The 12,478-nt window shown below is 41.3% G+C and carries 9 protein-coding genes and 1 pseudogene; 2 read left to right on the top strand and 8 right to left on the bottom strand.

The annotated features are described in order from the left end of the window. Positions 1–415: 415 nt before the first annotated feature. The 5 genes from IM450_RS18175 to IM450_RS18155 form a co-directional block, all read right to left on the bottom strand. On the bottom strand, positions 416–1,423 hold the full coding sequence (locus IM450_RS18175; RefSeq protein ID WP_287666741.1) for a J domain-containing protein: 1,008 nt from the start codon (positions 1,421–1,423) through the stop codon (positions 416–418). A gap of 204 nt (positions 1,424–1,627) precedes the next feature. Further along, on the bottom strand, positions 1,628–2,278 hold the full coding sequence (locus IM450_RS18170) for a TVP38/TMEM64 family protein (protein WP_287666744.1): 651 nt from the start codon (positions 2,276–2,278) through the stop codon (positions 1,628–1,630). Between the two features lie 172 nt (positions 2,279–2,450). Then, positions 2,451–4,820, bottom strand: a complete 2,370-nt coding sequence (locus tag IM450_RS18165) for a glycogen debranching protein (protein WP_287666746.1) — start codon at positions 4,818–4,820, stop codon at positions 2,451–2,453. Between the two features lie 270 nt (positions 4,821–5,090). Next, the gene (locus IM450_RS18160) at positions 5,091–7,334 is read right to left on the bottom strand and encodes a Piwi domain-containing protein (RefSeq protein ID WP_287666748.1); all 2,244 of its coding nucleotides are present in this window, start codon (positions 7,332–7,334) and stop codon (positions 5,091–5,093) included. Positions 7,335–7,337: 3 nt separating this feature from the next. Then, positions 7,338–8,129: a PD-(D/E)XK nuclease family protein gene (locus IM450_RS18155; protein ID WP_043997751.1), complete on the bottom strand. Its 792-nt coding sequence runs from the start codon at positions 8,127–8,129 to the stop codon at positions 7,338–7,340. Positions 8,130–8,325: 196 nt separating this feature from the next. Here IM450_RS18155 and IM450_RS18150 point away from each other — a divergent pair, with 196 nt between their 5' ends. Both IM450_RS18150 and IM450_RS18145 read left to right on the top strand, forming a co-directional pair. Beyond that, complete coding sequence (locus IM450_RS18150) at positions 8,326–8,682, top strand: helix-turn-helix domain-containing protein (RefSeq protein WP_002801239.1); 357 nt, start codon at positions 8,326–8,328, stop codon at positions 8,680–8,682. A 5-nt stretch (positions 8,683–8,687) separates the two neighbouring features. Then, positions 8,688–9,353 (top strand): ImmA/IrrE family metallo-endopeptidase, encoded by a 666-nt coding sequence (locus IM450_RS18145; RefSeq protein ID WP_002801238.1) that lies wholly within the window; start codon positions 8,688–8,690, stop codon positions 9,351–9,353. Between the two features lie 40 nt (positions 9,354–9,393). Here IM450_RS18145 and IM450_RS18140 read toward each other — a convergent pair whose 3' ends face one another. The 3 genes and pseudogenes from IM450_RS18140 to IM450_RS18130 form a co-directional block, all read right to left on the bottom strand. Beyond that, positions 9,394–10,389, bottom strand: a complete 996-nt coding sequence (locus IM450_RS18140) for a LysR family transcriptional regulator (protein ID WP_002801237.1) — start codon at positions 10,387–10,389, stop codon at positions 9,394–9,396. An 876-nt stretch (positions 10,390–11,265) separates the two neighbouring features. Beyond that, positions 11,266–11,648: pseudogene (locus IM450_RS18135) on the bottom strand (transposase family protein); the annotation flags it as partial. A gap of 178 nt (positions 11,649–11,826) precedes the next feature. Then, the gene (locus IM450_RS18130) at positions 11,827–12,381 is read right to left on the bottom strand and encodes a YqeG family HAD IIIA-type phosphatase (RefSeq protein WP_002747783.1); all 555 of its coding nucleotides are present in this window, start codon (positions 12,379–12,381) and stop codon (positions 11,827–11,829) included. Between the last annotated feature and the right edge of the window lie 97 nt (positions 12,382–12,478).

Below are 12,478 nucleotides of genomic sequence, written 5' to 3'. Positions count from 1 at the left end.
TAATTGGTTGGCTAGTAAGGTTAAATTCTAGATCGATCCCCCCTTAATCCCCCCTTGATAAGGGGGGTGCCGATCCCCCCTTAATCCCCCCTTGATAAGGGGGGTGCCGATCCCCCCTTAATCCCCCCTTGATAAGGGGGGGAACTGACGATTTTTAACAGGTGCATCTCAATTTGGTCGAAATATCTAGATGACATTTTGGGCGCACGCAGTGCGCCCCTACCATTGGCGCAATAATATTATTGTAGGGGCGAATTGCATTCGCCCTCTTTGAACAACTTCTGCTGCTCACCTATAGGTGAGAGAAAATCAGAAATATTGAGATGCACCCATTTTTAACACCTAACCACTTATAAACCCCAGAGACAGTAAACAGGACCAAGAAAAACTGTTTTGGCAAACCCTAGCTAGGGACTTAAATTTGCACCTGTCTGAGATGACGACGGGGATCGGTGGTACGCTGAGATTTAATTTTCTCGTATAATTGCCGTTCGATCGCCGTTAATTCTTTGGGAGTATCGATGACAATTTTGACTAATTGATCGCCGCGTTGTCCTTTATTGTCGATCCAACCTTTGCCGCGTAAGCGCAGGGATTGACCGGAACGAATACCGGCAGGGACTTTTATCGTCACCATGCCATCGGGGGTAGGAACTTCGATTGCTGTGCCTAAAACCGCCTCATCGGGGGTAATCGGCACTTCACAGGTCAAATTATCGCCTTCAAAAGTAAAGAAAGGATGGGGTTCTAATTCCACATCGAGAAATAGATCTCCCCGTTGTTTACTCAAGGGATCGATTAGTCCTTTACCCCGTACCCGGAGACGATTACCGGTTTTAGTTCCTGGGGGGATTTTGATATCGATCATTTCTCCGGCTAAATTAACCCGTTTTTGTACTCCTCGTAAAGCTTCCCCAAAACTCAGACGCAGTTTAGCGGTGGAGATACCAGAAGTGACGGATTGCGGTGGAGTACGAGCGCCGGCAAAGTCGTTAAAATTGCTAAAATCGCCAAATCCTCCCCTCGGAGTACCGTAGGAATGGGAACCGGGGCGAGTACCGCCGGAGCGCCCCATGCGACCGAGTAGTTCATTGATAAAATCATCAAAGGTGTTGTACTGGCTAAAGTCAAAACCGGCCGAACCGAAGTCAACCCCCGGATTACCACCCGGCCAATTTGATCGCCCGGCCTGTTGCCAATATTGTCCAAATTGATCGTATTTTTGGCGTTTTTCGCTATCGGAGAGGACTTCGTAAGCTTCACTAATTTCTTTAAAACGTTCTTCGGCGCTTTTATCGTTAGGATTGCGATCGGGATGATATTTGACGGCTAATTTACGAAAAGCTTTTTTAATTTCTTCAGTGCTGGCAGTTTTACCTACTCCCAGAACGGCATAATAATCTTTATAATCTGCGGCAGGCATCGATACGCTATCTCCTTAGCAATGAGGATTCAGTCGGGATATTCCTAATCTAACTTAATTTTATCGTTGTCAGGCTTGAATCAGTGATCAGTGATCGGTGAACAGTAACCAGTAACCGGTGATCAGTGAAAATAAAGTGCCAAAGTTTTCACTTAACACTATCTACTTAAAACTCCAATCTGATAACTGATAACTGATAACTGATCACTGAAAGGGAAATTGCCGACGACGACGATACCAAGTTCCCACACCTACTAACAGAGCAATAAGGGTAAAAGCCACCATCAGGGGCAATATATCACCTTTTCCTAAAGATTTTAAACCTGCACCCATCATGACAAAGGGTAAAATTCCGGGGACAGTGCCTAATAAAGTACCGATGAAATAATCGCGAAAACGGATAGAAGTTAATCCCGCAACAAAGTTAACGATACCGTAGGGAATAATCGGTAATAGACGGATAGCAAACATATAAAATAGGCCGCCTTGCTGCATTTCTGCATCGATCGCTTGCCATTTTCCCTGAAATTTTTTGGCGGTATATTCCCGGCCGATAGTACGGGTAAAAGCAAAGGCAACTATAGCGGCCACCAAAGCGGCGATCGTTGTCCAAACTGTTCCCATAACTACCCCAAAGCTCGCCCCACCACTGAGGTTTAAGGGGGTAGAAGGCAGGATTAAAATTGTCCCGATCGTATAGAGAATAATATACAAAATGGGGGCCATAATTCCCATTTGTTTTAACCAGATCTGTAATTGTTGGGAGTCGATACCACCGAGCAGATAAACTCCGATCGCCGTGGCGATAATACAAATTATGGTTAGGATAATAACAGTACTTTTAGTTTTAGACATTTAACGGTAATTTTGGGCTAAGTGCGGGTTATAAAACATAAGATGCAGCCGGGGTCAATATTTCCCTATTGCCAAAAATATAGCAGAAATCGGCTAAGAATCGCTCTCGATCTCAATATTAGCGGGCTGCCCTATCTGTCCCCAAATTACCCCCGATATCGCTGTGGGTAGTTCAGTTAATCTCCTCGCAAACCACGATCGAAAAACCATTGACTTTATAGTTATCGGCAATTACTGTCCCTTGATCCACAGACCAACAATTATAATCGGTTTCTGCCCAAGCTGCCGTGTCAATAATTCTTAGCCAACGATAATTATTCGATGACGGGGGAAGACGAAAATCCACTGGCAGATAATACATATTAATTAACACCAAAAAATCGTGATCACCGACGGCACTACCATCAATTAAAAACCAAATACAGCGATCATCGGCAGTTAAATCGCTAACCCCATCGGGTTTTTTAAATAAATAGGTGACATCATTGCCTGCATCGAGAACCATATCGCCATAGCGGCGCTGTTTTAGTGCTATATGATTGTTTCTTAAGTGAGCAATATAAGCGGCAAAAATAAATAAAGGATTGCGTTCTTCTTGATTAGTTCCCGTGCCAAAATTATTGTGATAAGCTTCCCGATAACCCGTGGGCAGTAGATGGGGTGAACGGGTGGCAATCATATCATAATTATTCCAAGTGGCCACACTATCAATATTGTAGGGATTATTATTACCATTTTGGCTGCGGCCAAATTCATCGCCCCAGACAGTCATGGGAACACCGCGAGACAAAAATTGAATCGTCCAAAAGTTGCGTAATCTTTGGCGACGTAGGGCCTGATCACCCCCAGAATCCCAAGAATCGTTATTATTATTGCCGCCATCGGAAGGACCAAAGGGCCAGGGAGTGAGGTTATTTTTATGGTTATAACTGACCAAATCCATCAGGGTAAAACCATCGTGGGCAACAATAAAATCGATCGATTTTTGTGGTCCGCCTTGGTCGTTAAAATTGCAATAATCTCCGTTCACCTGTTCGATGAATTTAAAAGTATTACCATCTCCCTTTAAAAAACGCCGAATTGCATCGCGATAACGGCCATTCCATTCTCCCCAACCCGTCGGGAAATTCCCCACTTCGTAACCCCAGCTATCCCAAGCTTCGGCGATCATTTCGGCATCGTATTTCTTGCCTAATTGCTCGATCTTTTCTAACAAAGTATGTTTAGGGAAGAATTGTTTTTGTTTGCCCCGATCTTCTCGTTGATGACTAGAAGGAGTTCGGCCGAGGACGGGGGCCAGATCAAAACGAAAACCATCAACTCCCATGGTTTCTAACCAATAGGTGAGGGAATCAAGAACCAGATTACAGGTGACAATATGGGAAAAGTTTAATTGATTTCCGCAGCCTGTCGCTCCATCGACTAGATAATGTTCATCGGTGAGTTGATAGTATTCCACCACATCAAAACCACCAAAACTAACAAATCCGGTGACATCGTTGCTGCCCCAATTGCCCCCTTCTCCGGTGTGATTATAGACCACATCGAGATAAACTTCCATGCCTTGGTCGTGGAAAGCTTTGACCATGGCCTTAAATTCTCTGGTGGGTCCACCGGGGGAGCGATCATAAGCATAACGGCGATCGGGGGCGAAATAACCAAAGGTCATGTAACCCCAATAGTTACCGCTGGGGCGATCGTCGGGGTTATTATCGTTAGCGGTTTCCTGGACTGGTAAGAGTTCGATCGTGGTAAATCCCAGCGCTTTTAGGTATTTGGCCATATAGCCGGCTCCTGCATAAGTTCCCCTGTACTGGTCGGGAACGTTGGCCACTTCCTCAAAACCCGTAATTCCCTTGAGAATATCTTCTAAACGACTAGCAGAGGGGTGATTGCTTAAACCGCGCACATGGGCCTCATAAATGATCGCTTTTTCCGCACCCAGACGGGGACGAATCCCGGTAGAAGTCCCATCCGGAGCGATCACAATGCCTTTGGGCGACCATTTACCCGTATCGTATTGCCGCTGGATCACTCCTTTGTAGTCCCCTTCTCCCGTGGCATAGATTCCAGCATTTTCTCCGGCCGCGATCATGGCCGGGGTTTCAAGGTCGTGGGAAAGTTCTCGCGCGTAGGGATCGAAGAGGACTTTATTGGGGTTAAAACGATGGCCGAAATCGTCCACATCTGCCCGAAAACCAGCGTTACTGTGGCCTCTTTGCCATTTTTGATCAAATTGCCAATTGGGACCCCAACAGCGAAAAGCGTAGTAGCTGCCCTGGGCAATACCGGCGATTTTTGCCCGCCATATATCATCATTTGGGTTTTTTGTCAACCAGTAATCATACTTAGCGTTTTCTCCCGTCGGGCGATCGTAGATTTCCAGAAGAATCTGACTGGCATTTTTAGAATAGACGGCAAAGGTGACACTATCGCCCCGATAATGGGCCCCGAGGGGATAGGTGGCATCGGCCCAAAGATGGCTATCTAGGGGGGCATAATTACCAGATTGGGGATGATTTTGACCGATCGCTGGTATCATAAATTGGCGGGATAATATCGCCTTTGATGATAGACATTTTTCGCTCAAAGAAATAAGAAAAAAATCTAAAGCTTGCTCCCCCAGAAAAACAAGTTGTGTAATTTAACCTAGAGATAAATTTTCGGCTTGTCAACATCAATTTTCTCGGTGTAAGTCCTTCTTTGAACACTCAATTTTCTGCCGTCAGTCAACTAATTTGGTTAACTAAATCACTGACTAATTCATCTAGATGGTGTAGATTGCTATGGGAATTATACATAATTTTTCTCTCTAAAGCCAGAATTGACAATCATCTTCTAATAAACTAGGATAAATTCCTTGTAAGCGTCGATAAGCAATAGCATCCGCTCCATACAAAGGGATAGGTAAACGGGGGTCTTTGAGAGAACCATAGTGAAGTAAAGTTAATTTTAACGTAGTGTCAACTAACTGTTTTAAATTTACTTGTTCTCCTAATTCATTAACTTTTAAGCGCAAGGGACGAGGAACACCTATTTGTTCAGAAACGTGGGACGTTATCAGGATAACTTCCCGATTTGATAAAGCTAAAGCTAATCCTTTGGAGGGAGCATTTATCTGTTTTTGCTCAAAATTATAAAGTCTAGGACTGCCAGTCTTATAACATTCTACGAGAATAAATTTAGCATTAATTGCTCTCGCTCTTGCCAGTAAATTTTCAACCTCCTTTCCTTGAAATTTACCATCTCTGTAAATGAGAACTGTCTGATTTTTTAGTTCAGCTTGCGGTAAACAATTTTCCAGAATCCGTTGAGGAATTTCTTCTCCCTCGGTTAAACTATCTTCTACCCGACAGCGAACAAATTCTCCCTGTTTGCCATATAGTCGCACACTTGCACAAACATTGAGACTCCCCGGAAGATTTTTTTTAGGCATCCTTCCCACATCTAAACCAATAAAATAATCGGCAATTTCTAGAGGTTCAGCAAGGACATAGGGTAAATTTCCTAATTTGGCTAGGATCCCTGGGACAACTTGATGGAGAATATTATTATAGTTGCTCTTATTATTTAAAGTCTTTTCATAAATCATTTGAGTTATAACTCCACGATCCAGAAACTTTTTTTTAATCCAGGAATATAAACTACCTTCTTCAGTATTATCCGCATTGCGATCCTCTTGAGGAAGAAATACTAAAGCAATGTCTACAGGAATTTCTCCTCGAATTAATTGATCAACTGCTTCTTCCAGTCTAGCTCTTTTTTCGGATCCTACACCTTCGACAGAGAAATTTATTTGATTCTCTGGTGGCAAAATAGTCTCAAATTTATAAAGTTTTAATCGCTTTTCTAATTGTTCTCTAAAATCTCCTACTTTAAAACTATCTGGTTTGAGAATAGCTAAACGAATTTTACGAGCAGGATCGACATATTCTCGATGACGTTTATATACACCCCCCTTCGACAATCCTTTGAGAGTTTCTCTTTTTTCTCCCCTTTCTCCCTTACCAAATAAGATGGGAGTTTGCTCAAGAGAAATGGGAGGAGTCCAAAAGAAGTCGGGATTTTCCCTGCTGTTAATACTTCTTTCTCTTAACTGAAAACCAAAGTTATTTAAAGTCTTTTGTGCTTCCTGTTTATACAACTTTAATAGTTTTTGTCGTTCAGCATAGAAGATTTTTGTTTTCTTTAATAAGTCTCCGTAATTAACTTGAAATAAACTCTCATCCTTATCTGTCATACAGGGTTTTAAAGCTGCCAATGGATAAATATACTCCTGGGGATTTTTGCCAAATTGTACCGCCACCACTGGTTGCGCCAGATGAGCTTCTTCTAATTTTCTTCGACTAATTGAACCTGTGGCTTTTGTTAATAGATACTCTCTTTTTTCCCCAATTGTACCCGCTATTTTAATAATTTTAGCTGTCCCATTAGTTTCTATAGTTTTAACCTTTAACCCTACTAATAATTTAACAGCATCTTGTCTATAGGGATGATTTTCATAAAACTGTTCTAAATCTCCACTATAGACAATACTACTTTCAATAGTTAAACAAATGGCCGGATCGGTGTCATTGATGATTTCTGCCCAAAAGTTAACTTCTCTCCTTACCTGTACTTGGTTTTCACTTATCTCACTATCTTTAGGAAAAACTATTGGATAGGAAAATTTACCAAATATTTTCAGAATTCTAACTGCTAATTGTGCTGTGACTAAAGCTGTTATCTGAAAGTCTTTTAGCCAATGAATAGAATAATAGTGATCGCCAATATCTTCTCGTAAAACCTCTTGAATATCTGATAAAGCTTCTTTCCACTGTTGTGGAGAGGGAAGAGATTTTTCATCTTTAGCTAATACCCAAAAACAATTATCTTCAAAAACAACCACCACATTGGGAAACTTCCGACTGAATTGCCAACCAAAACGATTACCTATTTCCCTAGTAAGTTGATAATTAAGCTTAAAACAATTTAAACAACTATTCTTGAGAGTTAAGGAACTAATTTCACTCAAAAAAAGCGGGGAATTGGCTGTGTTAGCTGCTGTGTAATTCATGATCTAAACCTCCTTATTTGCATAATCACAAATCGATGTAAAAGGACAATAACGACAGGCATAGCCACTTTGGGGCGGGAAAATATGATAAAAATCTTCGAGGTGATCTTTATATTTTTTTAGTTGTTGCTGATGTTTTCTCGACAGGAAAGCTAGTTCGATTTTAACTGCTTCTATTGCCTCGGAAGACAGGGAGATATTTTCTGAGCTTGTTTGGGTTTCTAAGTTGTAAAAAGAAGCGACAATTTTTTCCTGAGGATAAAGGTAACTAGCCGCCAGTAAATAAACATGAGCCTGACGACGATCAAAATTAGATTGACCAGTTTTCAAATCTAAAATATGTATAGTGTCATCAGCTTCTCTAAAAATACAATCAAAGGCAGCGGACAAATTAAACCGATAGTTACCCTGCTCGATAACAATAGGTTCTGGATAACCTTCATCGCCTCTAGATAAATTAATAATCTCTTTATTCAATAAAATTGGTTGTTGATAGTAATTGTTTAAAATTACTAAAACCCTGGCTTTAATTTCTGGATATTCTTGATTTAATTGCAGGATTTCTGCGACTTGTTCCACCCCATCAGAACCGGATAATCTCGCCGGCTCTTGATGAAACTCAAAAACTCCTCGTTGTGCCAACTTACCAATTTTTTGCACTTGATTATCTTGCGATAGTAATCTTTGAACTTCTGGTTCTTTGTTTCGCGCTTTTTCAAACCCCCGTTTTGTCTGACAATGCCAATTCTCATAGCCAATCGCCGGTTTAAGCGATCGCCAAAGACTATAGCTCATCGGAGGATACCAAGGCTTTTTGGGAAACTGACAGGACACAATTTTTCCCCTCGGTCAGGATAATGCTAGGATGATACGGCAGTGTTTGCTCTGGTGTTGACTAAAATAATCAACACCAATAAACTAACTCTAGCCTATGTTGACTGAAATAGTCAACCCTTGATATAATTTTTTTTGAGCGATTGAGAGAAAAGCAGTGTCAGAAACATTTGGACAGGTTATCCGCAAAGCTCGTCGAGAGGAAGAATATAGTCAGAGAGAACTAGCTAAGTTGATTGGGGTGGACTATACCTATCTATCGAAGCTAGAAAATGATCATGCGGGTTATCCTCCTAGTCAGCAGGTTATTGAGTCCTTAGCGACTCATTTAAAATTAAATGCTCAAAAATTAGGAGAATTAGCGGGACGACTGAGTTCAGATGATCAAAAAGTCTTCAAAGAATTAGTTCAAAAATACCAACAAATGCCGATTTTATTGCGTCGCATGAAAGACAATCCCAATTTTGCTAAAAAAGTCATTTCTGAGGCGACAAAATTAGATGAGCAGGAGTAGATATCTTGGATATTATTAAACCCTATAGTTTTATTCCCAAAACAGTGATTGAAGCTCAGGCAGACAATATTCTTAAGAAAGTAAAAGCTCATCGTCGTCGTCCCTTAAAAAATTGCGATATTGCGGAAGCAGCAGCCGATCATTTTGATTTGGCTATTGAATGGACGGATATAAAGCCAGATAAAGAGGGAGAAATCGCCGCAATGATTATTCCCACAGAAAAGAAAATTATTCTCAATGAAGATGTAAAATTCTTAAAAGATTCCCAAAATTCATCCCTAGCAAAAGAAGGTTTTAAAAATTCGAGTTTAGCTCATGAAATTGGTCATTTTGTCCTTCATATTAATCAAACCGCTGTCTCTAACTTTTTCGAGCGAATCAATCAGGGAGATTCCTTAGAGACAATTCAACCTTTTCTGTGTCGGACAGTTGATTCTAGCCAAAGAATTGAATGGCAAGCTCAATATTTTGCCAGTTGTTTACTAATGCCGATGAGTGAGTTAGAGAAAGCCATCAAGGGACGTGACTTGACGAAATGGGGACATCTGTATGCGATCGCCGACGAGTTGGGAGTAACTATTACTAATCTTAGAAGTCGTTTAGAAAGTCTCCATTGGATTAAAGTCGATAAAAAAGTAATTTACCCCGGCAGTAATTTTCCTAAGAGATAGCTTAAATGTTCGGAGGGAGATTTTGCCCGTATCGAGCGACTTATTTACTAATAATTTCGGCGGTTTGCGAGTTAGGAATCGGTTCAAAGTTGTGGTCGTCAGCCAGATATTCGGGATAGGTGGAGAATTGGGGTAGTATTTCTAGGGTAAAAGCTTCGGCAGCTTTTGATCGATAACGATTCGGGTTAATAATTACCGACAAAGTGCGTCGTATTTCCACATCTTTAATTCGGGTAGCGTGGATAACTCCCATTTGTAGTTCTTTTTCGATCGCTGTTACCGAGACAAAAGCCGCCCCTAAACCCGATTGTACGGCATTTTTAATCGCCTCGATCGAGTTAAGTTCCATCTCCACTTTTAAGCGTTTGGTATCGATCTCGCAACGAGTTAAAACCTTGTCGATGACTTTGCGAATCGTCGATTGGGAATCGAGGGTGATAAATTTTAGTCGATATAAATCCTCTTTTTGAATCATTTCTACCTTAGACAGCGGATGAAAAATCGGCAGGACTAAAGCCAGTTCATCTTCTGCGTAGGGGATAATCCGCAGGGTTTCTTGTAATTCGGCGGGAACTTCCCCCCCGATAATGGCTAAATCCACTTGACCGTTAGCAACGCTCCAAGAGGTGCGACGGGTGGAATGAACTTGTAGCTGTACGGATACTTCTGGGTATTTTTGCCGAAACAGACCGATCATGCGCGGAAGAAGATAGGTTCCCGTGGTTTGAGAAGCACCGACGATTAGGGTTCCCCCTTGCAGATTTTGTAGATCTTCGATCGCCCGACAGGTTTCTTGACAGAGAGTGATAATTTTTTCGCCGTAGCTTAAGAGTAGGTGTCCCGCTTCTGTTAATTGAGCTTTCCGACCGCCCCGGTCAAATAAAGGCACATTTAGCTGTTTTTCGAGGTTTTGTACCTGAAGACTGACCGCCGGTTGGGAGACATACAGGGTATCTGCCGCCCGTTTAAAGCTTCCTTCGGCGGCGATCGCTTTGAGAATTCTCAGTTGGTCTAGGGTGAAAGGAATGTCGGTCATAGAAAGCCTCAAAAAGAGCGACAGGAGAAGGGGAGGGCAATAGCGACAAATCTTAAGCCAGTGCAGATAAATACACTGAATTGACAGTACCACACCACGGGGATCAATGCTTCAGCTAGTTCGATGATCGGTTATTTTAGCTGTCAGCCTTGAATTAGTTATCAGTTATCAGTTATCAGTTATCAGATGCAAGTTATCAGTTCACTGATTAAGCTGTTGACTATAGCGCTTTTCACGTTACTGAGGTATCGACAAGTTTTGCCAACAAAGGGTTTAAGCCCCTTGCCCATGCCTCATTCTGATGAAAACTGCTATATCTAAATTACTCGTTAAGATTGCAGGGGAGCAGGGAGCAGGGAGAGGCAGTTTGAGCATTTGTACTAAAATTTTTAATACGCAGTTTAAATTCAGTACAGTTTACTAGAACTCTTGCAAATTAATTAGGGCTTGCTGAATAAATCTAAAAACCTTGTTGGATAAGAATTTTAGACTTTTTTCCCATCAAAAAGTGCCAGACATTGGGGTGATCGGGGGGAAGTTTAGGCACTTTTTCCCTGAAAATTAGGTAATTGACCCCCTGAAAATCGCTAAAACCCTACACCCTACACCCTACACCCCACACCCTGCCCCCACGAAAAACTTTTTGCCGCAAACCCTAATTATATGTTATAATTATCGACTAACTAATTTTACCAAAAAAATAGCTAATCAGTACATTGGTTCTGAATAAAAATTTGAAGTTTAACTTTTAACTCAAAACTCTTTAGAGATGCTTTAATTTGGTTATCAAAACCTCTTTATTTAAGCAGCACAAACCATCTCAATTATAAAAATTGAGAATAAATTACCCTTGACTTGATTAATGTTTGGCCACTTTTAAGAAGCCTCTGTACTTATCCCTAACTCATAATTATAAATAGCCGCTAACAAGTTAACTATTAAACCATATCTTAGACGACTATTTCGATATTTACAGGATAATATTTTCAAGATTTTGAGTTTACTGTTTATAGGTTCAATGATAATTTTTTTTGTGGCTAAAGCCTTGTTATACTACTTTTCTAAGCCTGTGAATTTCTATTTTTCGGTGTATAAATATTACTATGATATTGAGATATTCCCTGGTAACTACTGTCTTCTATGCTGGTAGTTAAAAGATGAAAAAGAACTCGACTTTTTTTAAATAAACTAAAATCATGACCACTGCCTTTGATCCGGAAGACACAGATCATTTCCTCGGTATTTTGATCAGCGTATATGTTTTTTGAAAAGCAGACAGGAGGCCATCGGGGCATCCCCACTGCGCTAGGCTGAGAGTGGGGAATTCCCGTGCCATATTTTCGTTAAGGTCTTTATCTCGGCTGACCTCATTTCAAATCATCTATAGTATTTTCTACTTTTCGCCATTTACCTCTATACTTAAGTATTTTTTAATATTTACTTTTGTGAGGATTGGTCAGGTTTTATGAAGTAATGCTGCGGATGGAGGGAAACGCCGAGAATTTGTGATATCCACACCTCAAAATCGTGGATTGGATAAGCTGCCCCCCCCGTCAAGGGATTTACCATTGGTTTCACCAGAATGGTAAACATTCCCAGACGATTTCCCGCTAAAACATCGGTAAACAAGCGATCGCCAACCATAGCAATTTGTTGGGGGGGGAGACTCATAGCTGCCATCGCTTGCCGGAGTTTGCGTCGAGAGGGTTTCACCGCACCGAGGAGGTAGGGAAGTTGTAAATTATCAGCGATCGCACCGATGCGATTTTCACTGAGATTATTGCTTACCAACCAAATCGGTAGATAAAGACGCAAGGAATCGACCCAACGCTGTAAATCGTCAGAAACCGTCGTTTCCTGAAGGGGAACAAGGGTATCGTCCACATCGAGAATCAATCCCTTAATCTGATGCTGACTCAAAATCTCCAGAGTGAGACCGAGAATCGTATCCCCTAAAATTAAATCGGGTTGTAGAATTTTTGCTCTAGTCATTAACTTCTCAAAAATAACTGGCAGCGAGTCGATCGAACTCAGCTTGCTCAAAAAACCGTTGCCCTATTTAGTATAATTGACCGACTGCCTCTGAAAA

The sequence above is a fragment of the Microcystis sp. M083S1 genome, from assembly GCF_020246405.1.
Lineage (GTDB): Bacteria > Cyanobacteriota > Cyanobacteriia > Cyanobacteriales > Microcystaceae > Microcystis > Microcystis aeruginosa_C.
Note: the sequence above shows the minus strand (reverse complement) of the source record. Positions and strands in the feature narration are given on the sequence as shown.

Bases quoted from the DNA above. Each gene is read 5' to 3' on its own strand.
- IM450_RS18160 (WP_287666748.1), bottom strand. From the start codon at position 7,334: ATGAATTACACAGCAGCTAACACAGCCAATTCCCCGCTTTTTTTGAGT.
- IM450_RS18175 (WP_287666741.1), bottom strand. From the start codon at position 1,423: ATGCCTGCCGCAGATTATAAAGATTATTATGCCGTTCTGGGAGTAGGT.
- IM450_RS18155 (WP_043997751.1), bottom strand. From the start codon at position 8,129: ATGAGCTATAGTCTTTGGCGATCGCTTAAACCGGCGATTGGCTATGAG.
- IM450_RS18170 (WP_287666744.1), bottom strand. From the start codon at position 2,278: ATGTCTAAAACTAAAAGTACTGTTATTATCCTAACCATAATTTGTATT.
- IM450_RS18130 (WP_002747783.1), bottom strand. From the start codon at position 12,381: ATGACTAGAGCAAAAATTCTACAACCCGATTTAATTTTAGGGGATACG.
- IM450_RS18165 (WP_287666746.1), bottom strand. From the start codon at position 4,820: ATGATACCAGCGATCGGTCAAAATCATCCCCAATCTGGTAATTATGCC.
- IM450_RS18140 (WP_002801237.1), bottom strand. From the start codon at position 10,389: ATGACCGACATTCCTTTCACCCTAGACCAACTGAGAATTCTCAAAGCG.